General features: G+C 61.5%; 23 protein-coding genes and 1 pseudogene. 15 read left to right on the forward strand and 9 right to left on the reverse strand.

Annotation, left to right across the window (positions count from 1 at the left end; genetic code table 11):
* Positions 1 to 437: DUF4062 domain-containing protein (locus ASN89_RS28815; protein WP_152988670.1), on the reverse strand; the 437-nt coding region annotated here is incomplete at its 3' end.
* Between the two features lie 441 nt (positions 438 to 878).
* Positions 879 to 1,424: a hypothetical protein gene (locus ASN89_RS24265; protein ID WP_152988671.1), complete on the reverse strand. Its 546-nt coding sequence runs from the start codon at positions 1,422 to 1,424 to the stop codon at positions 879 to 881.
* Between the two features lie 518 nt (positions 1,425 to 1,942).
* On the opposite strand from ASN89_RS24265, the gene ASN89_RS24270 reads away from it, so the two are divergent.
* Together ASN89_RS24270 and ASN89_RS24275 are read left to right on the forward strand one after the other, a co-directional pair.
* On the forward strand, positions 1,943 to 2,956 hold the full coding sequence (locus ASN89_RS24270) for a CBASS cGAMP-activated phospholipase (RefSeq protein ID WP_082654734.1): 1,014 nt from the start codon (positions 1,943 to 1,945) through the stop codon (positions 2,954 to 2,956).
* 1 nt (position 2,957) lies between these two features.
* Positions 2,958 to 4,373 carry a CBASS cGAMP synthase gene (locus ASN89_RS24275; RefSeq protein WP_058051057.1) on the forward strand — a complete coding sequence of 472 codons (1,416 nt, stop codon included), beginning with the start codon at positions 2,958 to 2,960 and terminating at the stop codon, positions 4,371 to 4,373.
* Positions 4,374 to 4,523: 150 nt separating this feature from the next.
* Here the strand turns inward: ASN89_RS24275 and ASN89_RS24280 are convergent, their stop codons facing one another.
* Positions 4,524 to 5,330, reverse strand: coding sequence for a hypothetical protein (locus ASN89_RS24280; RefSeq protein ID WP_152988672.1), 807 nt, complete (start codon positions 5,328 to 5,330; stop codon positions 4,524 to 4,526).
* Here ASN89_RS24280 and ASN89_RS24285 point away from each other — a divergent pair.
* Positions 5,238 to 5,927, forward strand: a pseudogene (locus tag ASN89_RS24285) (HisA/HisF-related TIM barrel protein); the annotation flags it as partial. The gene ASN89_RS24280 and the pseudogene ASN89_RS24285 overlap by 93 nt on opposite strands.
* Before the next feature lie 37 nt (positions 5,928 to 5,964).
* The gene (locus ASN89_RS24290; RefSeq protein WP_235502066.1) at positions 5,965 to 6,954 is read left to right on the forward strand and encodes an acetoacetate decarboxylase (ADC); all 990 of its coding nucleotides are present in this window, start codon (positions 5,965 to 5,967) and stop codon (positions 6,952 to 6,954) included.
* A 4-nt stretch (positions 6,955 to 6,958) separates the two neighbouring features.
* Here ASN89_RS24290 and arsH read toward each other — a convergent pair whose 3' ends face one another.
* Positions 6,959 to 7,690, reverse strand: coding sequence for an arsenical resistance protein ArsH (gene arsH, locus ASN89_RS24295; protein WP_058051059.1), 732 nt, complete (start codon positions 7,688 to 7,690; stop codon positions 6,959 to 6,961).
* 217 nt (positions 7,691 to 7,907) lie between these two features.
* Between arsH and ASN89_RS24300 the strand changes: the two genes are divergently transcribed.
* Positions 7,908 to 8,945, forward strand: a complete 1,038-nt coding sequence (locus ASN89_RS24300; RefSeq protein ID WP_058051060.1) for a zinc-dependent alcohol dehydrogenase — start codon at positions 7,908 to 7,910, stop codon at positions 8,943 to 8,945.
* A 96-nt stretch (positions 8,946 to 9,041) separates the two neighbouring features.
* The gene (locus tag ASN89_RS29210) at positions 9,042 to 9,749 is read left to right on the forward strand and encodes a hypothetical protein (RefSeq protein ID WP_058051061.1); all 708 of its coding nucleotides are present in this window, start codon (positions 9,042 to 9,044) and stop codon (positions 9,747 to 9,749) included.
* A gap of 85 nt (positions 9,750 to 9,834) precedes the next feature.
* Here the strand turns inward: ASN89_RS29210 and ASN89_RS24310 are convergent, their stop codons facing one another.
* Positions 9,835 to 10,122 carry a YciI family protein gene (locus ASN89_RS24310; RefSeq protein ID WP_046683549.1) on the reverse strand — a complete coding sequence of 96 codons (288 nt, stop codon included), beginning with the start codon at positions 10,120 to 10,122 and terminating at the stop codon, positions 9,835 to 9,837.
* Positions 10,123 to 10,270: 148 nt separating this feature from the next.
* On the opposite strand from ASN89_RS24310, the gene ASN89_RS24315 reads away from it, so the two are divergent.
* Positions 10,271 to 12,214 (forward strand): cytochrome c/FTR1 family iron permease, encoded by a 1,944-nt coding sequence (locus ASN89_RS24315; RefSeq protein ID WP_200969121.1) that lies wholly within the window; start codon positions 10,271 to 10,273, stop codon positions 12,212 to 12,214.
* A gap of 40 nt (positions 12,215 to 12,254) precedes the next feature.
* Here the strand turns inward: ASN89_RS24315 and ASN89_RS24320 are convergent, their stop codons facing one another.
* Positions 12,255 to 13,649 carry an amidohydrolase family protein gene (locus tag ASN89_RS24320; RefSeq protein ID WP_058051063.1) on the reverse strand — a complete coding sequence of 465 codons (1,395 nt, stop codon included), beginning with the start codon at positions 13,647 to 13,649 and terminating at the stop codon, positions 12,255 to 12,257.
* A 148-nt stretch (positions 13,650 to 13,797) separates the two neighbouring features.
* Here ASN89_RS24320 and ASN89_RS24325 point away from each other — a divergent pair, with 148 nt between their 5' ends.
* The 4 genes from ASN89_RS24325 to ASN89_RS24340 all read left to right on the forward strand — a co-directional run bounded on the left by ASN89_RS24325 (position 13,798) and on the right by ASN89_RS24340 (position 17,288).
* Positions 13,798 to 14,682 carry a LysR family transcriptional regulator gene (locus ASN89_RS24325; protein WP_058051064.1) on the forward strand — a complete coding sequence of 295 codons (885 nt, stop codon included), beginning with the start codon at positions 13,798 to 13,800 and terminating at the stop codon, positions 14,680 to 14,682.
* 43 nt (positions 14,683 to 14,725) lie between these two features.
* Positions 14,726 to 15,331, forward strand: a complete 606-nt coding sequence (locus tag ASN89_RS24330) for a TetR/AcrR family transcriptional regulator (RefSeq protein WP_058051065.1) — start codon at positions 14,726 to 14,728, stop codon at positions 15,329 to 15,331.
* Between the two features lie 104 nt (positions 15,332 to 15,435).
* Positions 15,436 to 16,245, forward strand: a complete 810-nt coding sequence (locus tag ASN89_RS24335) for an oxidoreductase (protein WP_058051066.1) — start codon at positions 15,436 to 15,438, stop codon at positions 16,243 to 16,245.
* A gap of 35 nt (positions 16,246 to 16,280) precedes the next feature.
* A complete protein-coding gene (locus ASN89_RS24340) occupies positions 16,281 to 17,288 on the forward strand; it encodes an NADP-dependent oxidoreductase (protein WP_058051067.1) in 1,008 nt (335 codons plus the stop codon).
* 1 nt (position 17,289) lies between these two features.
* Here the strand turns inward: ASN89_RS24340 and ASN89_RS24345 are convergent, their stop codons facing one another.
* Both ASN89_RS24345 and ASN89_RS24350 read right to left on the reverse strand, forming a co-directional pair.
* Positions 17,290 to 18,060: a LytR/AlgR family response regulator transcription factor gene (locus tag ASN89_RS24345; protein WP_058051068.1), complete on the reverse strand. Its 771-nt coding sequence runs from the start codon at positions 18,058 to 18,060 to the stop codon at positions 17,290 to 17,292.
* The gene (locus tag ASN89_RS24350; protein ID WP_058051069.1) at positions 18,057 to 19,130 is read right to left on the reverse strand and encodes a sensor histidine kinase; all 1,074 of its coding nucleotides are present in this window, start codon (positions 19,128 to 19,130) and stop codon (positions 18,057 to 18,059) included. The genes ASN89_RS24345 and ASN89_RS24350 overlap by 4 nt, the downstream gene beginning before the upstream one ends.
* A gap of 137 nt (positions 19,131 to 19,267) precedes the next feature.
* Here ASN89_RS24350 and ASN89_RS24355 point away from each other — a divergent pair, with 137 nt between their 5' ends.
* On the forward strand, positions 19,268 to 20,119 hold the full coding sequence (locus ASN89_RS24355; RefSeq protein ID WP_058051070.1) for a DUF2306 domain-containing protein: 852 nt from the start codon (positions 19,268 to 19,270) through the stop codon (positions 20,117 to 20,119).
* Between the two features lie 23 nt (positions 20,120 to 20,142).
* Here the strand turns inward: ASN89_RS24355 and ASN89_RS24360 are convergent, their stop codons facing one another.
* On the reverse strand, positions 20,143 to 21,648 hold the full coding sequence (locus ASN89_RS24360; protein ID WP_058051071.1) for an anion permease: 1,506 nt from the start codon (positions 21,646 to 21,648) through the stop codon (positions 20,143 to 20,145).
* A gap of 289 nt (positions 21,649 to 21,937) precedes the next feature.
* Between ASN89_RS24360 and lodA the strand changes: the two genes are divergently transcribed.
* The 3 genes from lodA to ASN89_RS24375 all read left to right on the forward strand — a co-directional run bounded on the left by lodA (position 21,938) and on the right by ASN89_RS24375 (position 26,279).
* Entirely contained in the window at positions 21,938 to 24,148 is a 2,211-nt protein-coding gene (gene lodA, locus ASN89_RS24365) for a CTQ-dependent lysine 6-oxidase LodA (RefSeq protein ID WP_058051072.1), read from the forward strand.
* Positions 24,145 to 25,260 (forward strand): tryptophan 7-halogenase, encoded by a 1,116-nt coding sequence (locus tag ASN89_RS24370; RefSeq protein ID WP_058051073.1) that lies wholly within the window; start codon positions 24,145 to 24,147, stop codon positions 25,258 to 25,260. Before lodA ends, ASN89_RS24370 begins: the two co-directional genes overlap by 4 nt.
* A 245-nt stretch (positions 25,261 to 25,505) precedes the next feature.
* Positions 25,506 to 26,279 (forward strand): ferredoxin--NADP reductase, encoded by a 774-nt coding sequence (locus ASN89_RS24375; protein WP_058051074.1) that lies wholly within the window; start codon positions 25,506 to 25,508, stop codon positions 26,277 to 26,279.
* Positions 26,280 to 26,377 lie beyond the last annotated feature (98 nt).

Genomic DNA, 26,377 nt, shown 5'->3' on the forward strand with positions numbered 1-26,377 from the left:
ACCGCATCTATAAATTTAAATATATCTTCTGCATACTCCTGTTTCTCTATGGATGGATAAACAATATCTTTTGCAAATGCGAATGCCTTATTTCGTTGCCATACATTGTGATCATTTAAAACATCCTGCTTTACAAAAGCAAAAGTAGGGCTACCATTTTCAATGGCTGCAGCATATTCTGCATTTGTAATGGATTTTCCAGGATCTACTTTGTATTTTCCGCCAAAGCGCCCACCTATTATTAATATAAACATTTGACAATTTGAGGTCTCCCTTATGCAGCTCAAGTGAGTATGTAAATCTGGATGATAAAAAACATCACCACGTTCACTGAGAGTAGTGTCAAAACCAAATTCCTCACAGAATTCGCTTAATCCATCCCTTTCCTCTGCTAAGTCATAGCAAGTGGAGCTTATAAATACTCGTGGGTTTGCCATTCAAGCTCCTTAGATAAATTTTGGTTAAAGTCAAATATTGCCACACTATTTGGAAGATGCCCATAAAAATATGCAAATATATCGTCTACTGAAAAAGCTTCTTGTAATGCAAACTATCCTTGCTTATCAAAATCCCCGCGCGCAACACGCTTAGTGAAGCTATGACAGCGAATATCACCCCCATAGCACCGCTCACAAACGCGCAACCTTAGGCAGTACCTAGCCTGTTGAACCGCCCATTTCGGGACGCCAAGCATATACATAAAATCGCCAAGCATCCTAGTCCTGTTGACTGCCCGCCAATTTGTCCGCCTGGAGTTGCGAATGATCCAGTACTGATTGCGGAACTCATCCTCTATCTGCTCAAGTATCCGCAGTGAATTAGCGTCAAAATTTGCCATATCACGCCCCTCCTCCCCGTCAATCAAGGTGGAGTAACTGTCAGAAGGGACAATCGTCCACCACTTGTGGCAATCCCGGTGCGGTCGCCAGGTACACGACGCCGAGATTGTTGTTGCACCAGGTCTGCAAGCCGTCCATGCAATGGCCGGAAAGCGCCTGAAATGCGACCTGCGCAGCGCGCAGCATGTTTGTACAAAACGGCACCCGCCATACATCGACTTCCGGCACCACGATGCCCCTGGAGCGGAAGTAGCGTTTCTGGTCGAGCGTCCTGCACTGCGTTTCCTTACCGCAGTATTTCGCTATATAGCTGGCGATCTTGTGCGCCCCGGCCACACCAAAGCCGAAACGGTGCGGGTTGCGGACGTGGACTTGGCCCAACTGCTCGCCGTTCGGGCCACGCCCCAGGATGCGTTGCCAGATGGAGCGCAGCAGCGCATACATTTGTCGCGCGACGGCCACATGAAAATGCAAGGCGCCACGGGCCTGTTCTTCAATGACCGCCACATAATGAAATTGTTTATGCTTACCAAGTTTTCGAGAAAAGGCTTTCCAGTGTTTTAATGCAAGTTCGCGGTCCAGCATGTTTTCTCTGTAGGTCAACCCGAGCGGGCTTCACCGCACTGGCTGCACCATACTTTTGCCAAGGCGGCCCATCCGACCGACCAAAATATTGGGACTGCGACAGCTTGGCCCGGGCATCGCTTTTTAAGCACAACCATGCCTTATACCGGGCAGGCCTTGGTGGAATTAATCAGGGCACCAATTCGATCATCCCCGAAATTTTCATAGTAGCGAACGGATAGCCATTTCATGCGTGTATTGGGAAAGCGTTTACGTGTTCGATTGATTCTTGCAGTACACGCAGTGTCTTGACGACTAAAGCCGGAGAGCGTCCTGTGCCGGCGGACATTGATGACGCATTAGATGAATTTGTCGCGCTCGCGCGACGGCGCACACGATCTCGGAATTTTGTGATTCCCTCGTGATCGGTATGCCCTTCATTCGTCGCCGGCGCAAAATATGGTTCAGACACCCGAACCAAGAGGATGTATACAAGGAAATAGTGGTGTATATTTAAACATTCAAGAATTAGGCGACCTATGGCAGATAATTCCAATGAATGGCCTGGAAAGCAAGAATTTCATGCTTTAGCACTTACAGGTGGAGGTTACCGTGGCCTGTTCTCCGCGCAAGCCCTTGCTAGCATGGAATACACCACTGGGAAACCAATAGGACGAAGCTTCGATCTCATCTGCGGTACGTCAATCGGTGGAATAGTGGCGATTGCGGCGGCGTTTGAGATACCTATGTCGAAGGTTGTCGAGGTATTCGAATCGAGGGGGGCATTAATCTTTCCTACCGATCGACGCGCACCGGAAGGTAGTATTTTAAAAAAAATCGACCTAGCAAGGCACCTTGGAAAACCGCGATACTCAAGTTCGCCCCTGCGTGCCGCTGTTGAGGCACTAATACCGCCGGATACGCTTCTAGGCGAGGCAATCCATCCCCTCGCAATTCCAGCCGTCAACCTTACACAAGGGAGTCCACAGGTCTTCAAAACACGGCACAAGTCGGAGTGGCAGCGCGATAGTAAGCTGAAGGTTGTAGACGTCGCGCTTGCGACGTCAGCAGCACCAACTTTTTTCGAATTAGCCGAGATAGGAGGCGACCGTTACGCCGATGGCGGACTATTTGCAAACGCTCCGGACCAGATCGCTCTTCATGAAGCTGAGCATTATTTTGGGGTTCCTTCCAGTTCAGTACATATATTAAGCATCGGGACCACGACGAGGTCCTATTCAGTCGCCCATTCAGCCGGCCGCAATTTTGGGATCGGCACATGGATGGATGACGCAAGACTACTTTCTGTCATGATTTCAGCACAGCAGCAGTTCATTGGCCAGGTAGTAGCTCATCGCCTTGGTGAGCGCTACCTTCGAATTGATCGCGAGCCCTCGCATGAACAAGCGGAGGAACTGGGGCTCGATATCGCCACAGAAAGTGCGCGGTCGACGTTGATTAGCTTGGCGAAAAAGGCCGTGACCGACATCATGCACACGAAACTACTGCCCTTTCTCGCCCACACTCCTTACTTGCGAATCATTAAAGACTAATATGGCCAAAGCTGCGCATCTTTTCAGTGGTAACGCCTCTGACTCACTCATCAACCGCGTCACCCCAACCGTTGAGCAGCGCGAGTTTCTGCAACAGCAGTGGAACGATATGCGTGACTATGTGTGTCCCAACCTACAAGAAGAGTCTGGCTATCCGATATCCACCTGGCTTCAAGGATCGTACAAATACGGCACGCTAATCCGGCCTGTTCACATTGATGAAGAGTACGATGTCGATGTGGGCATCTATTTCAAGTGGGAAAAAAAAGATGGTGAGGCATTTCCAGCTCCGGAGCAGCTTCGCACATGGGTTCAGACTGAACTGCTTGGTTATGCGGACGAGTGTAGTGATGTCCGTAAAATAGAGGCCCCTGCAAAAGAGCGATGCTCGAGAGCCGTGTATAAAATGCAGTTTCACATCGACACGCCTGTCTACCATCTCGATCCGTCAACCGACAGGCGGCAGCTCGCCACTTTGAGCAATACTTGGGAAAAAAGTGACCCAAAACCTATCTACAAATGGTTCAAGGACGCCGCATCGGGTAGCGCGCGAGAACAGCTTCGCAGGCTTATTCGGTACTTAAAGGGATGGGCTGCTGTTGCTTTCGTAGAGACGCCGGAGTCACGGCCGTCTTCAATCCTGCTTACGGTGGTAGTAACTCAGGCATACCAGGATGCATGGGTCGACCGGTTGCTTGCGCTTCGGGACGACGAAGACGCCTTGGTTGATGTTATCGTCCGTATCCACAAGCGGCTCTTCGCTTCATGCCAAGTGCGTAATCCGGTCGACGAGAACGAAGATCTCAATCGCATGTCTGCTGACGCTTGGGATGCATTCCTTAGCAGCCTACAATCCCTTGAGGATGCGGCTGCACGTGCCGTCGATGCCGCAGATGAAGCCGCAGCTGCCCTAATTTGGTCAGAGCCTTTTTCGTTTCTTATGCCTTTGCCAGATGTTGAGGCTGTCGAAATGCAAGAGGAAGCCTCAGGCCGAGCTGTTATGCAAATCCCCGACGTCGTGATCACTGTCTACCTCGGCAACAGCAAAGTGGCCCACGCATCGTACGAGAACGAAGTCCCCAACGTAGGCAAGGATTGTTGGCTGGATTTCCGGATTAAGAACCCGCACGTCATTCCAGACTATGCGACAGTCGAGTGGACGGTTCGCAACGCTGGACAAGAGGCCGATGGCATTGGTGACTTGGGGCATCGGCAAATGGGGATGCGATTACTAAGCGTGCGCGAACATACCTCATACATTGGTAAACATTTTATGGATTGTGTTGTTCGGCTTAATGGGCAGGTCTATGCCGTACGAAGAGTGCCTGTCCATATAAAAAACATTCTGAGAGCCGAGCGGAACCCGCCCAAGCCGGCTTATACAAAATTCGTCAGTCGCTTACGGCGACGCCGTTAGTTGTTTTCATCGCGGACGACGGTGGGGCGCATCGGCACGGCACGAAGCGAACATAAGCCGACTTTCGCGCGCGAAAACACGGTGTTCGTCCGTATCGCGCGCAATCATAGAGGCTGAATAGCCCGTCACGGACAAGAGCAGATTCAGTCTCTAGGTACGCACTGGAATATCGACGCGCTGCGAAAGATCTTGGCTGATCCAGTTGCTGGCGGCGAGCAGTCTCCTTCCCTCGCCGTAGATATTCGGGTTGTCATCCAATGCCCGGAGCGTCACCGCGATGACGACACGCAGCGGCTGCGCAAGCTGCGGCTCGAAAGCCCGGCGCAATAACGTCGCTTGCAAACCCCATGTTTCGCCCGCCATGCCCTTGGGAAATCGTCGCCTATAGATCTTAACGGGGGACCATTTCCCGCCGTGTTCGACTTGAGCTTCCTCGAGACCTGTCGTGCCAAGTTCGCCCAGCGCCGGCACACAACCTTTGAAGTGGGGTTCTCCTCCGGGATTGGCTGTGAAGGTGCCAAACCCGACGTCGACATTGAAGCGCACGTATTCGGCACCTGCCGAGGGATCGAGCGGCGGCGAATAGACGGCAGTGATGATCACTTCACCGCGAAATTTCCCCTCGTATAGTAGCGATGGCGGAATTGGATACGGTGCCTTGCGCCATTTCATGCTATCGATAATGTCCAGTTCGAATAGCATAGTGAAGCTGGAGTCGGAATCATATAACACGACACCCGGATCGCCTGGCAAGCCAGCGCCGAAATATCGGCGCTGGGCAATGTCGCGGTCGGGAGAATTGATCTGCGCGCTGTGAACCATTAGCGCCTTCACCATGGTCGGCGAGACAGCCACCTCGTAGGGTCTCCCAGGCAGCATCAGCGCACTGACCGCTGGGGTGGTTCGCTGGAAAACCGCGCGCGGCTGCTGGTCGACGTCGTCGACGAAGTGCGGCAAGCCGTTGGCAAAGGCTTTGCCGTTGCCGTGAAGCTCAATTCGGCGGATTTCCAGAAAGGCGGCTTCAGTTCGGAAGAGGCCAAGCAGGTGGTTTCCATGCTCAATACCCTGGGCGTGGACCTGATTGAATTGTCCGGCGGCAGTTATGAAGCCCCTGCCATGCACGGTCAGACCCGCGACGGCCGCACCCTGGCCCGCGAAGCCTATTTCCTGGAGTTCGCCAAGGATATCGCCACGGTGGCCAAGATGCCCATCATGGTGACGGGCGGCATCCGCCGCTATCAGGTGGTGCAACAAGTGCTGGACAGCGGCATTGCCATGGTGGGCATGGGAACGGCGCTGGCCATTGATCCGCAACTGCCAAAAGCATGGCTTTCCAATCAAGCGGCAAGCCCCTTGCTCCGGGCCATTACGTGGAAAAACAAGGTGCTCTCATCCATCGCCTATATGGCGATGGTGAAATATCAGCTGCGGCGCCTGAGCCAGGGCAAGCATACCCGGCCCAACGTGGCGCCTGCCCTCGCGCTCTTGATACAGCAATGGGACACCGCCATCCTGAACCGGCAGTATCGCCGCCGGATGCATAGCGGCTTTTAATGGAATTTTCCCCAATCAAACATGGAAGGTGCAAGCAATGAACATGAAAATTGCCGTGGCGGTATCCGGATTGATGCTGAGTATGGCCGCAAGCCCGTCCCGGGCTGAACATGCCGTCGAGAGCAGGCAGGTCATCATCGATATCGCGGGACATGCCGTCCCGGTTGCCGCCGGCGGCCTGTATGAGCGCTTTCGCTCGAACCCGCCTTTATCCGTCATCGCATCGGAAGCGCCGGAGCTTGACCTGAGCTGGTTCAAAGGCATGCAAAAAGAAAAGGTGTCCATCGGTTTTGACTCGTATACACCGAATTTTTATTACAAGAACCGCAAGATCACGGCCGTCTTTACGGCCGACTTGGCGCGTCTGAAGGCGCTGATGCCGGAAAACATACTGAAGCAAGTCCAGCCGCTGCAAGTGTGGCCAGGCCGGGGCGCGGTGGCGTTGACGGCCTATGCGTATGAGTACTGCGACAACGACAGCTACAATGAAGTGTCATTGGCGATTGTGACCAACAAGCCCGGCAGCGCCAGTTCCGGCCCGTTTACCTTGCTGGGCCAGTCGCTGTCCAAGGATTTCTGGGGCTATGTGCTCAAGCTTCCCGTCAACACGGAACTGGCCAGGGTGCGTGGCGTGATTGGCTACAATCTGCCCAAGTGGCTGACCGGTATCGAGGTGAAGGAAACTGACGCAAGCGTTTCCTTTGAAGTCATGGATAGCGCAACGGGCAAGCTCGATTTGGTTTTTGCAGGCAAAAAACTGGGCGACCTGTCGCACACGGCCGATGTGGTGAGCAACAGCTTCACCAACCAGGATGGGGCCGGCAAGCTGACGTATGGCTATGCCATTTCCCGCCTGCTGAGCCACGCATCGAGCACGAGTGCGGATGCGGTCGACCTGCAACTGGGCGACGGCAGCTTCTCCACCTATCTCAAATCCTTGAAGCTGGGGAAGATGATGAAATATGAATACGTGCCGGAATTTCAAAGCGCGCTATATGCCCCGAAGCCATTACCAATAAGCCATTGACAGCCTACTCGGCCGGCGTCTCGTGCTCCATGGCTGCCGCGGCAAGTGCGCGCACGTCAACCGGCATGGATTCCTTGCGCTCGCTGTAGCGGCTGGTCAGGTAATCGGAGCGGTCGCGCACGACCAGGGTGAATTTATACAGTTCTTCCATGACGTCGACGAGACGGTCGTAGTATGGCGACGGCTTCATGCGGTCGTTCTCGTCGAACTCCTGGTAGGCCTTGGCAACGGACGACTGGTTCGGGATCGTCACCATGCGCATCCAGCGGCCCAGCACGCGCAAGCCGTTGACGGCGTTGAACGATTGCGAGCCGCCCGACACTTGCATCACGGCCAGGGTCCGCCCCTGCGTGGGACGCACGCTGCCCATTTCCAGCGGCAGCCAGTCGATCTGCGACTTGAATACGCCCGTCACGGCGCCATGGCGTTCAGGGCTGCACCAGACCTGGCCTTCCGACCACAGCGACAGCGCGCGCAGTTCCTGCACCTTGGGATGGTCTGGGCTGACGCTGTCGACCATGGGCAAGCCGTGCGGGTCGAACACTCGCGTCTCGGCGCCGAAATGCTGCAGCAGCCGCGCCGCTTCCAAAGTCAGCAAGCGGCTGAACGAGCGTTCACGCAGCGAGCCGTACAGCAAGAGGATGCGCGGCGCATGCGTGGCCACCGTCGGCGGCGCAAGTTTGTCGAGGGTCGGCGTGTCGAGATGGGCGGCGCTGATGTTGGGCAAGTCATGCATGGTGGTTTTCCTTTTCAATAATTCCATAATAGTCGAATTATGGAATTAATGTAAGCCTGTTTTGAGCCTGAGCACATGCCACCCCTTCCCGTATATGTTGATGTGGATCAATCAATTTTCGTATCGTGTGCAGCAGAATATGATCATACGCAAGCCTATGTCGAGCAGACCATGGCTTGGCCCTGCACTACGCCATCCCCACTTCATAAGGAATACCATGACACCCACTACAATGAAAGCCGCCGTTGTCGAGCAACTGGGCCAGCCGCTGGTGCTGCGCGAGGTGCCCGTGCCGGTACCCGGTCCAGGACAGATCCTCGTCAAGACGGAAGCGTGCGGCGTCTGCCACACGGACTTGCATGCGGCGCGCGGCGACTGGCCCGTCAAGCCGTCGCCGCCGTTCATTCCCGGCCACGAAGGCATCGGCCTGGTGGTGGCCGTGGGCACGGGCGTGACGGAAGTGCAGCTGGGCGACCGGGTCGGCGTGCCCTGGCTGTACTCGGCTTGCGGCCATTGCGAACATTGCCTGGCCGCCTGGGAAACCGTGTGCGCCGAGGCGCAGTTCGGCGGCTACACCAAGAATGGCGGCTTCGCCGAGTACATCCTGGCCGACCCGCGCTATGTCGCGCATATCCCGGCGGGTCTGTCCGCCGTGCAGGCGGCGCCCATCATCTGCGCTGGCGTGACCAGCTACAAGGGCATCAAGGAAACGGGCGCGCGGCCGGGCGAGTGGCTGGCCGTGTCCGGCATCGGCGGACTGGGGCATCTGGCCATCGAATATGCGCTGGCCATGGGCTTGCGCGTGGCGGCCGTCGACATCGACGACGGCAAGCTGGAGCACGCCCGCGCCCTCGGCGCCGAAGTAACCATCAATGCGCGCCAGGGCGACCCGGTGGCGGCCTTGCGCGAAGCGACCGGGGGCGGCGCCCACGGCGTGCTGATCACGGCGCCGTCGATCGACGCCTTCCAGCAAGGCGTGGCGATGACGCGCAAGCGCGGCACCTGCGTGCTCGTGGGCTTGCCGCCGGGCGACTTCCCGACGCCGCTGTTCGACGTCGTCGCCAATTGCGTGACGATACGCGGCTCCTTCGTGGGCACGCGCCAGGACATGGCCGAGGCGCTCGCCTTTGCCGCCACGGGCAAGGTCAAGGCCGACGTGGAATTGCAACCGCTGTCGGCCATCAACGAGATCTTCAGCCGCCTGGAGCATGGCAAGGTCGCCGCACGCGTGGTGCTCGATTTCAGCGCCAACTGACCGGCACGCCGGCTGCAGGGTGTGTCCTGGTGCGCGACGGCAATGGATTGATGTTGCTATGATGACTATTCATAAAGACATAGCGAGGACACACCGATGATGCAATCCCTCTCCGGCCTGCTGGCCTGCGCCGCCCTCGCCTTCTTCATTCCGGCCAGCGCGGCCGAACCGGCCGCGTCCACGCTGCCCGGACACTATTATCTGCAAGGCGTCACGGAAGTAGGCTCAGAACTGCTGCTGAAAAAGGATGGCACGTTCGAATGGATGCTCAGTTATGGCAATACCGACCAGCAAGCGAGCGGCGAGTGGCGCGTTGCCGGCGACACGGTGACCCTGGTGGCGGGCAATCATGGCGACAAGGAGCCGCAGTTCCGCGTGTTCGAGGAATCGGAAATGCGTATCCAGAAAGCCGCCGAAGCGGGGCTGTGGGTAGCCATCGTCGGCTTCCCCAAAGTGGGGCCGATGGCCGGCGTGGAGGTGAAATTCGAAGCGCAAAGCGGCAAGACGGCCACAGCCGTCAGCGTGGCGAACGGCGACGCCATCGTCCGCATGCCGGCGTCGGAACGCTGGGTTCGCGCCGGCTTGCGCCGCCAGGGTTCAAAAACGGACTATCAATGGCTGGCCGTACCGCCCGAGCGCGCGCAGGAACGCATCGCCGCGTTCGCCGTCACCGACCCGCAATGGCTCAGGAGCCAGGCGTTCCAGAAGCTGGCCTTGCGCGTTGTCGAAGGCGGTCTGAAAGTCGACGATGCGGACAATGGCCTGGCCAGGGGGCTGTACGCGAAGCCGGCGTCCGGCCAGTAGCCTTGGCTCCCCGCCCCTTTCTAGAGCCTCTCCGCATCTGGTCAGCCATATCGGCCAGGGCACGCTGCAGCTCAATTGCTGTCGCTCAGCCCAAAATAGCCTCGACACCAACACCAAACTTGTTCGGGTTGAATTGAATGACTTGGTAAGTTGCGATCTGCTCCCGATGGAAGGGATCCTCTGCAAGCACGCCATCCAATTCCTCCCGGCTCAGGCCTTTCACGAGGATGACACCTCCTGTTCGCGGCATCTGGGGACCGGACGCTAAAAAACGACCCGCCGCATAGTGGCGATCAAGAAAACTGCGATGCTCCTCAATGTGAGCCTCGATGGCTGCCAGCGGTTGAACGTAATGCAAAAGGACAATGAACATAAGGCTCCTCAAAACTCATTGACAGGATAAGCAGGCAAGTATGACAGAGCTCCCCCGCTATTTGCGCCCGTGCTTGCCCGTGCGCCGTTGACACCCCGCGCGGTCTGTCCTATAGTCGCCGGGTTAACGACAAATGAGAATGAGAATCATGTTCAGTTCTATCAAGAAATGGCTCGTCTGCTATCCGCTCGTGGCCGCCAGCCTGTTGCTGGCCGGTGGCGCGCAGGCGCAAGCGGCCGACCAGGGCGCCGGCGCCAAGCAATTGTGGCAATTGATTGACTACGTTGCCGTCGATTACAGCGGCGCCGTCGAGCACGGCAAGGTGGTCAGCGAAGCGGAATACGCGGAAATGCTCGATTTTACGGATAACGCGACGACGCAGATCGCCGCCCTGCCCGCCCACGCCTCGCAAGCGGCCATTGCCGCCGCCATCGCCGACCTGCGCAAAGCCGTCGTCGCCAAGGCGGACAGCGTGGAAGTCAAGCGCCTGGCGCACCACGCGAACGGCTTGCTGATCGCGGCCTACCCGATTCCCGTGGCGCCGAAAGCGCTGCCCAACCTGGCGCGCGGCGCGGCCCTGTATGCGGCCCAGTGCGCGTCTTGCCACGGCGTGGCGGGCGGCGGCGACGGTCCGCTGGCGGCCAGCCTGGAGCCGAAACCGATCGCCTTCACGGATGGCGAACGGGCGCAGTCGCGCAGCCTGATGGCGCTGTACCAGGTCATCTCGCAAGGCGTGGCCGGCACCTCGATGGCCAGTTTCGGCCAGCTGTCCGACAACGAGCGCTGGGACCTGGCCTTCTATATCGGCGGCATGTCGCACGATGCGGCGGCCAGGGCGCGCGGCGAAAAGCTGTGGCAGGACGATCCGCGCAGCAAAAAACTGTACGCGGACCTGGCCGCCGTGACGACCCTGACGCAGGAAGCCGTTGCCGCCAAGCTGGGCGCGGACGAGGCGCAAGCCTTGACGGCGTATTTGCGCAGCCATGCCGACAAGGCCGAGGCGCACAAGCCGGCCGGCCTGTCCCTGTCGCGTCTGCGCCTGGCCGAAAGTCTGGCCGCCATGCGCGCGGGCGACCGCGCTGGCGCAACGCGCCTGGGCCTGTCCGCCTACCTGGACGGCTTCGAGCCGATCGAGCCGATGGTGGGCGCGCGTAACAAATCCCTGCTGCTGGCCGTGGAAAACGCCATGCTCGCTTACCGCTCCGCCGTGGCCAAGGGCACGGTGGCCGACGCGGAAGCGGCCGGTGAAAAACTGCAGCAACTGTTTACCCACGTGGAAGCGGAACTGGGCGACGCCAAGGCCGACCCGATGACCACTTTTATCGGCGCCCTGACGATCTTGCTGCGCGAAGGCGTGGAAGCGCTGCTGATCGTGATCGGCATCATCGCCTTCCTGCGCAAGGCCAAGCGCAACGACGTGCTGCCCTACGTGCATGCGGGCTGGGCCAGCGCGCTGGTGGCGGGCGGCCTGACGTGGGTGGCGGCAACATACCTGGTCACCATCAGCGGCGCCAGCCGGGAAGTAAGCGAAGGACTCGGTTCCGTGTTCGCGGCCCTCGTCCTGCTCAGCGTGGGCTTGTGGATGCACCAGAAGAGCAGCGCCGGCCGCTGGCAGGAATATTTGCACGAGAAACTCACGGCCGCGATGAGCCGCCGCTCCGCCTGGGGCCTGTTCGCCCTGGCCTTCATCGCCGTCTACCGCGAAGTGTTTGAAACCGTGCTGTTCTATTCCGCCCTGGCGGCGGACGGCAATGGCGGCGCCCTGCTGGGCGGCTTCCTCGTGGCCATCGTGCTGCTGGTCGTGATCGCCTGGGCCTTGCTGCGCACGAGCGCTCGCATGCCGATCGGCAAGTTCTTCTCGTGGACGTCCGCCTTCGTGGCCGTGCTGGCCGTAATCCTGATGGGCAAAGGCGTGGCCGCGCTGCAGGAAGCGGGCTGGATCGGCGTCACCCCCGTCGACTTCATGCGCATCGACCTGCTGGGCATCCTGCCGACCATGGAAACCCTGCTCGCGCAGGCGGCCATCCTGGCCATCATCGTCGCCGGCTATGGCTGGAACCGCGTTTCCGCAGGCAAGCGCAAGCTGGCCTGATACTGCAGTCGCGGCACGGGCAGCGTCCAGCGGGCGCTGCCTACGCGTGGTGGATCGGTGCGAACGACTGGGCAAACAGATCGGGCTGGTAGCCGGCGGCACTGAACAGGTGGCCACAGGACTCGTCGATCGCGGCGCGCAGCCTGGCCTGATCGACGCCCAGCACGATGCCGCCCCGTTTGCGCACGCGCCCGCCAATGATGACGGTATCGATATTGCTGCGCTCAGCCGCATGCACGACGGTACCGATGGCGTTATTGACAGGATATACATTGAGGTCGCCGGTGCGTATCAGCACCAGGTCGGCCTGCTTGCCTGGCGCCAAACTCCCGATGCGCTGTTCCAGCCCCGCCACCGCGGCGCCGTCGATCGTGGCGGCTTCCAGCAAGCGGAACGCATCGGTGGGCGCCGGTGCATGGCGATGTCCCTGGCGTTGCCCCATGACCCGTTGCAGGTAGAACGCCACGCGCATTTCCATGAACATGTCGCCGCTATACGAAGTCTCGTTGTCGACACTCAAGCCAGGGCGTATGCCGTGCTGGTACGCCGCCTGCCAGGCGTTCATGCCATCCTCGATACCATAGTGGGCATCCGAACGCGGGCATACATTGACGCGCACGCCCGCCTCGCGCAAGATGCGCCAGCCCGAATCCGGCAGGCAGGTGCAGTGGTTGAAGATATTGTCGCTACCGAGCAGCCCCTGCCGGTGCAGGCTTTCCAGCTCGGCCGCCATGCCACCGCCAAAAAACTCGGTCACGATGGGTATACCCAATTGACGTGCGACGGCCCACTGCTCCGGTTCCAGCTGCGCCATCATGGCCAGAGTCACCAGGCGGTCGGGATCGCTGAAATATTTTTCCTGCAGGCGCGCCAGGTTGCCTGGCCAATGCGCCTTGTCCCACTCGCCCGAGACGGGCGCCCCCGATGCATGCACGGCGCGGATGCCCGCATCGAGCAGCGCTTCGACCGCCGCGTCGGCGTGTGCCCCCGTGCGGCTGTTGTGGGAGTTGTCGATCACGGTCGTGATGCCGGCGTCGATGCAGCCCAGGGCCGTGAGCAGATTGCCCACGTAGATGTCGCGCGGCCGGTAGTATTTGGCAAACAAGAAATGCGTGGCGTTGCAATAGTCCTCGAGCGTTGCCGCATTCGGGTTGATGCGGCGCAGCTGGCCTTCCCAGGAGTGGCGATGGGTATCGACCATGCCCGGAATGGCGATCATCTGCGCGGCATCGATCACTTCCGCATCGTCGGCTTGCAGGTTCTGGCCGATGGCGGCGATGACGCCGTCGGCAATGAGGATGTCGCCCCTGGGCAAGTTGCCGACCTTGCCATCCATGCTGATGATGGTGGCGCCCCGGATCAGCATCTTGCGGGGAGCTGGGGCCAGTGGGGCCAGTGGGGCCAGTGGCGCCAGTAGTTGGTCTTGTTCAAACATGCTCGACTCCTGTTGCAGATAATGGCTTGCACGCAGTCTAGGGCAGGCCAGCACGGGGAAAAAGTAGGGCCCGGCGTTTTCAGCATGCCAAAAATCCGAATAATCTTGGGTTATAGTGCCGTTTCCCCTACTGCTACGAAGACAAGACATGGACCGCGTACAAGCAATGCAGGTATTCCTCCGCGTGGTCGAGAGCAGGAGTTTTGTGCGCGCGGCGGAGACCCTGGGCCTGCCCGCGTCGTCGGTCACCGGCATCATCAAGCGGCTGGAAAAACATTTGCAGACGCGCCTGCTGAACCGTTCCACGAGAAACCTCAGCCTGACACCGGAAGGCGAACGCTACTTTCACCGTTGCAGAGAGATACTGGACCTGATCGCCGACACCGAAGCGGGCCTGCAAGGTTCCAGCGAGCGCCCGCAGGGACGCTTGCGCGTGGATATGCCTGGCGGCATCGCCCATGCCGTGATCCTGCCGCAGCTGGCGCACTTCCAGCAGCGCTACCCAGACATCTACCTGATGATCGGCGTCAATGACCGCCAGGTGGACTTGATACAGGAAGGCGTCGATTGCGTCATCCGCACCGGCAGCCTGGAAGACTCGACCCTGGTCGCACGCCGCCTGGGCGAGCTGCGCTGGATCACCTGCGCGGCGCCCACCTACCTGGCCGAACACGGTATTCCCGCAACCCTGGAGGATTTGCCGGGACACCGGGCCGTCCACTACTTTTCCAGCACGCCGCGACGGGGCAGCGAGCTGCATTTCATGGACGAGGGCGTCAACGTCGCCGTTCCCCTCCCCGGCACGGTCGCCGTCAACGAGACGGGGCTGTATATCGAGCTGGGCCTGGCCGGCCATGGCTTGATGCAGCTGGCCGAAATTCTGGTGGCCGATCATTTACAGACCGGGGCATTGGTCGAGGTACTGGCCGACAGGCGGCCGGCGCCCGTGCCCGTATCGCTGCTCTACCCCCATCAGCGCTTTCTTTCCCCGGCGATGCGGGCATTCACCGACTGGACGGCCGGGCTGTTCTGAGATGCCCGGAACGCCTCGCGTGCACGCTGTTGAAAATTACGATATGATGATCGTCATGCAGAACTCATCCAAAAAACTGTCGGTGCAAAGCCGCAAGGAAGCCACCCACGAACGCATCGTCGAGGTGGCCACGCGCGCCATCCGCCGCAGCGGCTATGCGGGCACGGGCGTGGCCGACATCATGAAGGAAGCGGGCCTGACGCATGGCGGCTTTTATGCGCACTTCGCCTCGCGCGACGCGCTGCTGGCCGAAGCGGGCGACCGCGCGGGCGCCGAAGCCGTGGCGCTGGCGGCCAGGGTGGCCGCCGCCGCCCCGCCCGGCCAGGCGCTGCAAGCCATGCTGGCCGCGTATCTGTCGCCCGAACACATCGCCGCCATCGAGGTAGGTTGCCCCGTGTCGGCGCTGGGGTCCGAAATGCCGCGCCAGGCGCCCGAGGTGCGGCGCGCCGCCACCATCCATATCAAGGAAATGATCGACCTGTTCGCGCGCCAGTTGCCGAACTGGGGCCAGCCCGAAGCCCACGCGCAAGCGATGGCAACGGTGTGCGCCATGATCGGCACCACCATCCTCGCGCGCGCCGTGGACGAGCCGGCCCTGTCGGACGCGCTGTGCGCGGCCACCCTGGCGCAGTTTCAGACACCAGGCTAGCCGCACCGCCCGTGGCCTTGATCCGTCCCGGGCTTTTTTTGAAACAACAATATGATAATCGTCATATTTTATATCCAACGCTGTCAACTACTGAAAGAACTGTCATGAAAAACAAGAAGATTGCCCTCGTCACCGGCGCCTCGTCCGGCATCGGCGCGGCCACGGCCCGGCGCCTGGCGCAAGCGGGCTACACGGTGTACGGCACCAGCCGCCGCGGCGCACAAGCGGCCGCAGCCGGCCATGCGATGCTGGCGCTCGACGTCACCAGCGATGCGTCCGTCGCTGCCGCCGTGGCAGAGGTAATACAGCGCGAAGGCCGCATCGACCTGCTGGTGAATAACGCCGGTTTCGGCGTGGCCCCGGCCGGCGCCGAGGAAAGCAGCGTGGCGCAGGCGCAAGCCATCTTCGACACGAATTTCTATGGCGTGCTGCGCATGACCCTGGCCGTGCTGCCGCACATGCGAGCCCAGGGCGGCGGGCGCATCCTCAATATCGGCTCCGTCGTGGGCTTTTTGCCCATGCCCTATGGCGCACTGTATTCTGCCACCAAGCACGCGATCGAGGCCTACACTGAATCGCTCGACCATGAAGTGCGCGGCTGGGGCATCCGCGCCAGCGTCATCGAACCGGCTTACACGAAAACCACGTTCGAAGCCAATCTGCTGGCGCCCGATACCCCGCTGTCCGCCTACCGGCAAGTGAGCGCGGCCGTCACAAGCCGCCTGCAAGCGCTGATGGCCGGCGCCGACGACCCGGCCATCGTGGCCGACACCATATTGGCGGCGGCGCAGGCAAACCAGCCGAAATTGCGCTACACGGCCGGGCCGCTGGCGGCGCGCTTGCGCCTGATGCGCCGTTTCATGCCGGCCGCGCTGCTGGACGCCGGCTTGCGCAAGGACCTGCGCCTGGCCTGAGCGCCGGCGCCTTTTCAGTCTTCAGAGAGAACATCATGCAAGCTTTGCAACTCAAACAATACGGCGGCCTCGATTATGCCGCGTTTGCGGAACTGCCCCGCCCCAAGCCCGGCCCCGGCGAATTGCTGGTGCGGGTGCACGCGGTGGGCCTGAACCCCATCGACAACCTGATCCCCAAGGGCGACTTCAAGCCGATCTTGAAAACGCGCTTGCCGGCCACCCTGGGCAGCGACCTGGCCGGCGTGGTCGTGGCCGTCGGCAGCGGCGTCACGCGCTTCACAGTGGGCGACGCCGTGTATGCGAGCATTTTCGACACGCCGCACGGCAGCCTGGCCGAATTTGCCATCGTGCCCGAGCAGGCGGCCGCCCTCAAACCGGCGAATCTCGATTTCGTGCAGGCGGCGTCGATTCCCATGGTGGGCCTGACGGCGTGGCAAGCCATGCATGAACGCATGCAACTGAAGCCGGGCCAGAAAGTGTTCATCCCGGCCGGTTCCGGCGGCATCGGCACGTTTGCCATCCAGCTGGCCAAGCATCTGGGCGCCCGCGTGGGCACCACCACCAGCACGGCGAACGTGGAACTGGTGCGCGGCCTGGGCGCCGATGAGGTCATCGACTACAAGAAACAGCCGTTCGAGGACGTACTGCGCGATTACGACGCCGTGCTGGGCACGGTGCGCGGCGACGGCCTGGAAAAAGCCTTGCACATCGTCAAGCCCGGCAGCCGCGTCGTGTCGCTGGTCGGCCCGCCGGACGCCGCATTTGCCCGCGCGCGCGGCATGAACGTGGTGCTGAAACTCGTGTTTGGTATGCTCAGCCGCAAGATCATCGGCCTGGCGCAGCGGCGCGGCGCCAGCTATGCCTTCCACTTCGTGCGGCCCGACGGCAGCCAGCTGGCGCAGATCGCCGGCCTGATCGAGGCGGGAACCATCCGCCCCGTCATCGACAGTGTGTTTCCTTTTCTTGAGGCGAAACAGGCGCTGGCTTACCTGGCGCAGGGCCGCGCGCGGGGCAAGGTCGTGGTGCAACTGCCCGTGTCCTGACTCACATTTGCCTGAAATGGTGCAGATAGCTGCGGCTGACGGGCAAGGTTTCATCGCTGCCGCGCAAATGCAGCTGCGCCGTTTCATTTACTCCCCGCGTTACCTGGCTGACATACGCCAGGTTGACGATGACGGATCGGTGCGTCTGCACGAAGCGGACCGGGTCCAGTTCTTCGCCCAGTTCCTTGATGCTCTTGCGTATCAGGGCTTCGCCCTCTTCCCATGCCACCAGCGTGTATTTCTCTTCGGCCCGCAGATAACGCACTTGCTCGACGGGAATCAGGCGCACGCTGTTGCCGACCGAGGCCTTGATCCATTGCAACGAGGCGGGCGGCGCGGTGCGGCCGCCCAGACGCAGGGCCAGCTGGTCCAGCACGGCGTCGAACGCGCCGCCATCGGCCAGCGGGCCTGGCAGCTGGCGTTGCAATCGCTGCACCGTGTCGGCCAGGCGCGTCGGATCGACGGGTTTCACCAGATAATCGATGGCACCCTGCTCGAACGCCTGCAATGCGTACTGGTCATACGCCGTGACGAACACGAGTTGCGCGCGGCGCGCCAGCGCGCGCGCCGTGGCGATGCCATCGATGCCCGGCATGCGGATGTCGAGAAAGACAATGTCAGGTTGATGCAGCTCAAACAATTCAAGCGCTTCGGCGCCGTTGCGCGCATCGCCGATCACGGACAAGGCCGGCCACAGGCTGGCCAGGTGGCTGCGCAGGCGCTCGCGCAACAGCGGTTCGTCGTCCACGATCAAGGCGGAAGCTGGTTTCAAACGATGTCTCCGGTAAAGTTAAAGTGCAGTTCGGCGCGCACGCCATGGGGCGCCACTTCATGCAGTTCCAGGCGAGCGCCAACGCCATACACGGCCCGCAGGCGGCTGCGCACGTTTTGCAAGCCCGTGCCTGGCTGCGCTGTCTCGGTCATGCCCACTCCCGTATCGCTGACCCACACGCATGCCGTGCCGCTGGCAACGTCCAGCGCGGCGCCAACGTCGATGCGTCCGCCATCCACACCGGGATCGATGCCGTGGCGCACGGCGTTTTCCACCAGCGTCAGCAGCGCCATCGGCGGAAAGCGCAAGGTAGCCGACTGCGGGATGGTGGCCACGTCGAACTGCAGACGGTCCGGCATGCGCATCTGCATCAGTTCCAGGTAGGCGCGCACCAGCTGCAATTCCTGCCCCAGGGTTGCGGCCTCATCGGCCAAACGCGGCATGGCGGCGCGCAGATAGGCGATCAGCTGGCGCAGCACGGGACCCGCATCGGGCGAACCGGACGCCACCAGCGCCTCGACGTTGGCCAAGGTATTGAACAGGAAGTGCGGCTCGATCTGCGCCTGCAGCAGGCGCAGGCGCGCGTCCAGCAGCTGGCGTTCCAGGGTGTTCTGGGTCAGCTCGATTTGCAGGCGGTCGGCCCGTTCGCGCTCGCGCCGCTCGCTGCGCATGGCCAGCAGGGAAAACAGCAGGCCGAAGATGATGGCCAGCACGACCATGATGACGTGGCCGATGATGTCGGCCGTTTTCGCCATCGGCGTGGAATACTGGCCGGGCCGCGTCGCCAGCAAGAGAAACAGGGCGGCCAGCGGGGCCGTCAACACCACGGCGGTCACCCGCGCGGCGGACAGGGACAACCAGCGCGGCCGCAAGGCGCCGGCCGTCGAATAAGCCAGCAGCAAGGCGGCGCCCAGGAAGCCGATGCGGCCGAACACCGCCGGGTACGCCGTGCCGCTGAACAGATGCAGCAGCCACGACAGCAGCAAGGTAAACACCGTCACGATGAGCGCCTGCCGCGCGGTGGGCAAGATGGGGCTGATGCGGCGGACGGTGGCGGGCGTGGAACTCATGGCGCCACGATACCCGCGATACGCCCGCCGTTCAAGCCCTGAAAACCGCCGTTCGTCGCACGCGCGCCAGCCTTGCCGCCACGTGCAGACCGCCGCTGGCTATCTTGACGGCTGATTAACACTGCCAGGAGACAGCCATGCCATCCGCAACTTCCGCCGCGCACGCCATTCCGGCGCCACGCCAGGCCGCTTCCACGCCATGGGCCGCGAGGGCGCTGTCCGCCTCCGCCCGCTTCTGGTTCCTCGCCACCGTCATCGGCCAGCTGTTCTTTGCCGCCTACATCGTGGCCCTGTATGGCGGTACCGCCGCGCGCGGAAATTTGCCTGGCTGGAACGCCGTCATGTCGCATGGCCACGTGCCCGGCGATGGCGCGGGCAACGTGGCGACCGGCATCCACCTGCTGCTGGCGGCCATCCTCATGCTGGGCGGCGCGCTGCAACTGGTGCCGCAGGTGCGCCGTCATCTACCCGCTTTGCACCGCTGGAACGGCAGGGTCTACCTGTCCGGCGCCGTGCTGGCCGCCTTGTCCGGACTATATATGCTGTGGTGGCGCGGCGCCGTGGGCGATACGACGCAGCACCTGGGCATCAGCCTCAATGCCGTGCTGATCCTCGTCTTTGCGGGCCTGGCCCTGAAGAAGGTGCTGCGGGGCGACATCGCGGCGCACCGGCGCTGGGCGCTGCGCCTGTTCCTGGCCGTCAGCGGCGTGTGGTTTTTCCGCGTGGGGCTGATGTGCTGGCTGGCCGTCAACGGCGGCCCGGCCGGTTTCGATCCCCAGACGTTCACGGGTTCGGCCCTCAGCATTCTCGCCTTTGCCCAGTATTTGCTGCCGCTGGCCGTGCTGGAAGCCTATCTGCGCTGCCGCGATGGCGGCAATGCGATGCTGCGCCTGGGCATGGCGGCCGTGCTGGCGCTGCTGACGGTGGCGATGAGCTTGGGCATCGCCGTGGCCGCGATGGGCATGTGGCTGCCGCGCATGCATGGGTGAAAGGCAGGCAGCCGTTTTGCCGTCTACCAGTAACCTAGCAACTTCCACCACATCGTGCCGACGACGGCAAAGATCAGCAGTTCCACCACGCACATGATAAAGCCGACGCGCCACCAGTTGCCCATCGTCACGAAGCCGCTGCCGAAGATGATGGGCGAAGTACCCGTCGCGTAGTGGGTCAGGGTCATCATGATGGCCGAGCCGGCCGTCATCATCAGCATGAAGGGCACGTGGTATTCGGCCGGGATCAGGTGCAGGCCCACCGTCAGGAAGGCCAGCAGCATGGCGCTGATGTGGGCCGTCGTGCTGGCGAAAAAATAATGCGAGAAGACGAACACCAGCACGAGCACGCCGGCGATCGGCAGCCAGTCCATGCCGCTGGCGACGATGGCCGCCTTCATGCCGGCCGAGAACCAGGCGATCACGCCCGTCTTGTTCAGCTGCTCGGCCATCATGACGAGCGCGCCGAACCACACCAAAGTGTCCCAGGCGCTCTTTTCCGACAGCACATCGTCCCAGTCGATGGTGCCCGTGATGATCAGCACGAACAAGCCGACAAAGGCGACCACCGTCGCATCGAGCGAAAACGCGGGGCCGAACAGCATGGCCGGCACGTTGGCCCAAAGCAATAACAACAGGGCGAAGGTGCCCAGCATGACTTTTTCCGACGGCGACAGCGGGCCCATGCCTTTCAGTTCCGCCTTGGCGTAAGTAACGGCGTCGGGCGTGGCTTTGAGTTCCGGCGGCGACAGCCAGTAGATAATCAGCGGCATCACCAGCAGGCAGACCAGGCCCGGCAGCAGCATGCACAGGGCCCAGGTGGTCCACGTCAGGTGGAAACTCTGGCCGCTGGCCTTGGCCACGAAGTCGACCACCAGCGGGTTGGGTGCCGTGGCCGTGAGGAACATGGCCGACGTGATCGGGTTGGCGTGGTAGTTGACGAGGGCCAGATACGTGCCGACCTTCTTTTCCGTGCCCTTGGCCGGGTCCGAATCGAAGGCGTTGGCGATCGATTTCATGACGGGGTGGACGATGCCGCCGCCGCGCGCCGTGTTACTGGGCGTAAATGGCGCCAGCACCAGTTCGCAAATGGCCAGGCCGTAGCCGATGCCCATGGTGCGCTTGCCCAGCAAGGAAATGAACAGCAGGCCGATGCGGCTGCCCAGCCCTGTCTTTTTCAGGCCGCGCGAAATCAGGATCGCCACGACGATCAGCCAGATCAATGGATTCGAAAAACTGCTGAGCGCATCCGTGATGGCGCCCTTGGACGAAGTCGACGTCACTTGCGACAAGGACACGATAACGATGGCCATCATGGCCATCACGCCGATCGGCATGACTTTCAGGATGATCGCCAGAATCGTGGTAAGGAAAATCGCCACCAGGCCCCAGGCCTTGGGTGTCAAGCCTTCTGGCGCCGGCAGCAAGAGCATGCTCACCAGCAAGGCCGTGCAGATCAGGGCGGGGACGAGACGGAATGGGACGGCTTCCTTGAAATGCAGGAACAGGTCGCGCACTGTTTTATACATCATGATTTCCTTTGCTGGACAGGCATCCTGGCGGGCGGTGGCACCCGCGTGGATTGGTGATAGTTCTTTTTAGCAACATCATACAAGCTCATGCGGCACTACCCTGCTCCGTTACGCCTGCGCCTGCCCGGAAATTCCCGAATCGTTGACTTGAGCGGTATCAGAGCGCCGGCAAATATCGTTGACCAGTGACAATAGGTGACTTTTTTGCTAATTTTTCTCTGTATCTTTCCCTGTAGCTGCCGCCAGATATGCCACCAGGATTGCCAACCTTTCAGGGGAAAACTTGATGAACAGCACGGAACAGTACTCGATACACCCATCCATCGGCATTGCCCGCGTGGGCAACAGTCATGATTCGTTTTATCTGGCGCCGGAATCGATCGGCGGGCTGCCGATCGAAGTCGACAGCAACAACGATCCGCAGCTTGTCGATGGCAAGCCCGTCCACGTTGCCCAATTCAAGGATGCGGCCGGCCGCGTGCGGCGCCAGGCCGCCAGTTTCCGCATCTACAAGTCGGTGGCGGGACGTCCCGGCGAAAAAGTCTTGGTCGACCTGCAAGACCCGAGCATTGCCAAGATCGAATGGACAGTGCACGTGGCAAACAAGAAGGCAGCGTGGTGGAACTTCATACCCCTGCTGGGCGACCTGATGTTCGGCCCCTACAACAGCTATGAAACCTGGGAAAATACGCCCCCCGCCTGGAAGCTGACGCCCACGTCCTGGACCAATCTGCGCAATGACAACGTCAAGGGAGATGCGGACCGGCAAAAACTGATCGTCGATCCGGGACCGCGCACACTCGATGCGCCGCTGGGCAAGGCCCATTTCGACAAGGATGGCGCCGGTTCCTATGCGCACGTGTCCTTCCCCGATCCGCATGCCATCACGCAAGGCTATCCGGTGCGCACGCTCGGTGAAATGCGCACGGATTCGCGCGGCAACCTGCTGGTGATCGGCGCCTATGGCCGCGCCGGCGGCTCCGAAAGCATCACGGGCTTTGGCGGCGGCGACACGTGGAATGACGACGTGGGCGACGGCCCCGTCAGCGCGACCATCCATTTCACGGATGGCAGCCCGTCCGTGGAACTGAAAGCCTGGGTCGTCATCGGCTCGCCGAAGTTCGCGCCCGAGCTGGTGAACATTTCCACCTGGGATGACGTCGTGGCCGACATGGCCATCAAATACAAGAACGCGCTGCCCGAGGCCTACGACACGGCCCGCTGGAGCGGCAGCGATGGCTGGAATCCCGATTATGTCGTCAATTACGCGCAGGACATTCAGCCCTTCCTTGCCAGGATAGGCGATTATCAATGGGTGGCGACGGTGCCGTCGATGACGGCCTTCATCCGCCCCAACTTCGACGTGGCCGATGCGTCGGAAGCGAACCGGCCGCAGCGCGAAAAATTCTTCAGCTATTTCAGGAAACCGTCGGCCATCCGCCCCGGCACGGAGGAACAGGCGCCCGGATTCACTGGTGGCCAGGGCGGCCAATTGTTCAGCGAAGCCAGCACGGAGAACCCCGCCGCGGGCATTCCTCTCGTGCCCTTGAATTCGGGCAGCAACTCCGTGCGCAACAACGTCATCAGCAAGTTTTCCGTGCTGACCGATACGCAATACTTTGCCTTGCAGCAGTGGGCAGCCGGCAAATTCGCCGCCAACGCGCCGGGCCTGGCCTTGCCCGGCATTGACCCGCTCGATCAGGCGGGCATCGGCAATTGCGTGGGCGAACCCATGTGCCCGGGCATCGAAGTGACGTGGAGCGTGCGCAATCCCATCATCTACGCGAAACCGTACGCCATTCTGCACCGCGTGGATGCCGACTACGCAAAAAACGGCCTGTCGCCGGGCCGCGACGAGTGCGCACCGCTGGACTGGAACGATCCGACCGTCGGCACCGGCTGCGAACCGGGCGACCTGACCAAGCGCATGGCCATCCCGTGGCAGGCCGACTTCTATGACTGCTCCGTGCAGATGATCAACTTCGACAATCCGGACCTGGTCAAGAATCCCGACACGCTCATCCCCGTGCCGCCCACCTACTACGCCTACTGGTGGCCGCCGCAAAGCCCGTGGAACGTGATCAACGGCGCCACCACCAAGGAAGAACAGGCGCTTGCCGGCGTGCCGGCCGGCATGCAAGTGATGTACAGCCGCGGCATGAACAGTTTTTCGCAAATGATCAGCTCCTGGCATTACCTGGGCTTCATCGTGAACCAGAACCAGGATGCCGAGTCGGGCCGCCAGTACCCGTATTTTGTCGAGAAGGAGCGCAATCACGCCAAGTTCGTGGCCGCCAGCGTCGGGGTCGGCAACGCCAGCAGCTTCATCACGGGCGACGATTCCAATTACTTGCCCGCCTGGTTCCTCAAGGATGAAGATCCGCAGACGGCGCCCGAAAAGGCATCGCAGCTGTTTGCCAGCGGCGGCGCGCAAGTGGCCGTGCATGACACGCCGAAGAAAATCCAGCCTGCCAACCGGCGCCGGTTTTCCCATTGAGTGTCACGCCAAGCACGTCGTCATCGCGCGACTACGACGTCGTCATTGTCGGCGGCGGTGCCGCCGGCACTGCCGCCGCCCTGACCCTGGCCCGCTACACGGGCTTGCGCATCGCCTTGCTGGAAAAGCAGCTGTTCGACGATTACCGGGCTGGCGAAACGGTATCGTCGTCCATCTTTTCGATGCTGGACTTCCTCGGCGTGGGCCGCGACCTGCTGGACGGCGCCCAGCTGCCCGCGTTTTCCCACGCGGCCGCGTGGGGCAGCGCGGAGCTGATGTCGCGCGACGCCATCTTCAGCAGCCACGGCCACGGCTTGCACCTGGACCGCCGGCAATATGACGCCATCCTGCTCGAACAGGCGCGGCTGGCGGGCGTGGAGCTGTTGCGCCCGGCGCAGCTTGTGCGGCTCGAACATGGCGAGCCGTGGCGTCTGCGCGTGGCGAGCGAGGGGCAGAAAACGGACCTGACGGCCCGCTACCTGATCGATTGCAGCGGCAAGCAGGCGGCCATCGTGCGCCAGCGCAAGCGTCCCATCCACACGGAAGACTCGCTGGTGGCGCTGTATGCCTATTATCAGCTGGAAGAGCCGCAATTCCTGCCGCACCGCACCCTGGTGGAAACGACGGAACATGGCTGGTATTACGCGGCGCCCCTGCCCGGCGAGCGCGTGGCGCTGGCCTTCATCACGGATGCCGACATCCTCAAGCGCCTGCGGCTGAAGGAGCCGGCGCCCTGGCGCGAGGCCGGCGCGGACACCTCCCACGTGCGCGATATCGTGGCGCGCCTGCCCGCGCCAAGCGCCCTGCGCCACTACGCCATCCACAGCCGCGTGGCGTCGCTGCCGGCCGATGAAAACTGGACGGCGGCGGGCGACGCGGCCGCCTGCTTCGACCCGATCTCCTCGCTGGGCATCGGCCAGGCCATGGCGTCGGGCATTCATGCCGCGCGGGTGGCGGAAGCCTTCCTGTCTGGCGACCGGGGCATGGCGGCGGGCTACCGGCGCAGCGTCTTCGCCGCGTTTGAAACCTATCTGCAGATGCGGCGCGGCTTCTACGGCGCCGAGCAGCGCTGGCGCGATGCGCCGTTCTGGCAGCGCCGGGCCGCGTCTTGACGCGCCCTGCAAAAAACTGAGCCAGGTCAAGAGAGCGTATGTCCGCGGCCCGTTTCCGGGCCAATTCCAGCCCCGCCTTGCCATTCGCACTATAATGTTGGCACCGTGTGCGGCAGCATTGGCGGCGATAGACGGTAACAATTTCGTGTGGAGGCCGGTACAATAGCGTCTGGGCCTACACAGGGTTTCACTTTTGCCAGCAGTTGCCAGCAACTAACCATTTTTTTGACCAGCCAACAAATACTATGAGTTCGATGAATGAAGAGCGCGTTTTAAGCGTGCACCACTGGACGGATACCCTGTTCTCCTTTACCACCACGCGCGACCCGTCGCTGCGTTTCTCGAATGGCCATTTCACCATGATCGGCCTGCGCGTCGACGGCAAGCCATTGCTGCGCGCCTACAGTATCGCCAGCGCCAATTACGAAGACCACCTGGAATTTTTCAGCATCAAGGTGCCGGGCGGTCCATTGACGTCGCGTTTGCAGCACTTGCAAGTGGGCGACACCGTCATCGTCGGCCGCAAGCCGACGGGCACGCTGGTGTCCGACTACCTGCTGCCAGGCAAGCGCCTGTACATGCTGTCGACGGGCACGGGCCTGGCGCCTTTCCTCAGCATCGTGCGCGATCCGGACATCTACGAGCGTTTCGACCAGCTGATCCTCGTGCACGGCGTGCGCCAGGTCGATGAACTGGCTTACCACGACTTGCTGGAAGAGCATTTGCCGAAGCATGAGTTCCTGGGCGAAATGGTCAGCGACAAGCTGCGCTACTACCCGACCGTGACGCGCGAAGACTTCCGCAACATGGGCCGCATCACGGAACTGATCGAAAACGGCAAGCTGGCCGAAGACCTGGGCGTACCGGCATTGAACCCGGCCGAAGACCGCGTGATGATCTGCGGCAGCTCGGAGATGCTGCGCGACCTGAAGGAAATGCTGGAAGCGCGCGGCTTCAAGGAAGGCAATACCTCGACGCCTGGCGACTTCGTTGTCGAGCGCGCGTTCGCCGAGAAGTAATCCGCAGCAAATCCGTCGCAAATACAGGGGCCCGGCCCCGCCGCTTCCCGCGGCGGCGCCGGGCCTTTTTATTGGCGGCCGCGCTGGTAGCGCAAGCC

It is taken from the genome of Janthinobacterium sp. Ant5-2-1, from assembly GCF_001445815.1.
GTDB classification, from domain to species: domain Bacteria; phylum Pseudomonadota; class Gammaproteobacteria; order Burkholderiales; family Burkholderiaceae_D; genus Janthinobacterium; species Janthinobacterium lividum_E.

What these genes read in the sequence shown, in the direction of transcription:
- ASN89_RS24265 (WP_152988671.1), bottom strand. Translation starts at nt 1,424, where the DNA reads ATGCTGGACCGCGAACTTGCATTAAAACACTGGAAAGCCTTTTCTCGA.
- ASN89_RS24270 (WP_082654734.1), top strand. Translation starts at nt 1,943, where the DNA reads ATGGCAGATAATTCCAATGAATGGCCTGGAAAGCAAGAATTTCATGCT.
- ASN89_RS24275 (WP_058051057.1), top strand. Translation starts at nt 2,958, where the DNA reads ATGGCCAAAGCTGCGCATCTTTTCAGTGGTAACGCCTCTGACTCACTC.
- ASN89_RS24290 (WP_235502066.1), top strand. Translation starts at nt 5,965, where the DNA reads ATGAACATGAAAATTGCCGTGGCGGTATCCGGATTGATGCTGAGTATG.
- arsH (WP_058051059.1), bottom strand. Translation starts at nt 7,690, where the DNA reads ATGCATGACTTGCCCAACATCAGCGCCGCCCATCTCGACACGCCGACC.
- ASN89_RS24300 (WP_058051060.1), top strand. Translation starts at nt 7,908, where the DNA reads ATGACACCCACTACAATGAAAGCCGCCGTTGTCGAGCAACTGGGCCAG.
- ASN89_RS29210 (WP_058051061.1), top strand. Translation starts at nt 9,042, where the DNA reads ATGATGCAATCCCTCTCCGGCCTGCTGGCCTGCGCCGCCCTCGCCTTC.
- ASN89_RS24310 (WP_046683549.1), bottom strand. Translation starts at nt 10,122, where the DNA reads ATGTTCATTGTCCTTTTGCATTACGTTCAACCGCTGGCAGCCATCGAG.
- ASN89_RS24315 (WP_200969121.1), top strand. Translation starts at nt 10,271, where the DNA reads ATGTTCAGTTCTATCAAGAAATGGCTCGTCTGCTATCCGCTCGTGGCC.
- ASN89_RS24320 (WP_058051063.1), bottom strand. Translation starts at nt 13,649, where the DNA reads ATGTTTGAACAAGACCAACTACTGGCGCCACTGGCCCCACTGGCCCCA.
- ASN89_RS24325 (WP_058051064.1), top strand. Translation starts at nt 13,798, where the DNA reads ATGGACCGCGTACAAGCAATGCAGGTATTCCTCCGCGTGGTCGAGAGC.
- ASN89_RS24330 (WP_058051065.1), top strand. Translation starts at nt 14,726, where the DNA reads ATGATGATCGTCATGCAGAACTCATCCAAAAAACTGTCGGTGCAAAGC.
- ASN89_RS24335 (WP_058051066.1), top strand. Translation starts at nt 15,436, where the DNA reads ATGAAAAACAAGAAGATTGCCCTCGTCACCGGCGCCTCGTCCGGCATC.
- ASN89_RS24340 (WP_058051067.1), top strand. Translation starts at nt 16,281, where the DNA reads ATGCAAGCTTTGCAACTCAAACAATACGGCGGCCTCGATTATGCCGCG.
- ASN89_RS24350 (WP_058051069.1), bottom strand. Translation starts at nt 19,130, where the DNA reads ATGAGTTCCACGCCCGCCACCGTCCGCCGCATCAGCCCCATCTTGCCC.
- ASN89_RS24355 (WP_058051070.1), top strand. Translation starts at nt 19,268, where the DNA reads ATGCCATCCGCAACTTCCGCCGCGCACGCCATTCCGGCGCCACGCCAG.
- ASN89_RS24360 (WP_058051071.1), bottom strand. Translation starts at nt 21,648, where the DNA reads ATGTATAAAACAGTGCGCGACCTGTTCCTGCATTTCAAGGAAGCCGTC.
- lodA (WP_058051072.1), top strand. Translation starts at nt 21,938, where the DNA reads ATGAACAGCACGGAACAGTACTCGATACACCCATCCATCGGCATTGCC.
- ASN89_RS24375 (WP_058051074.1), top strand. Translation starts at nt 25,506, where the DNA reads ATGAGTTCGATGAATGAAGAGCGCGTTTTAAGCGTGCACCACTGGACG.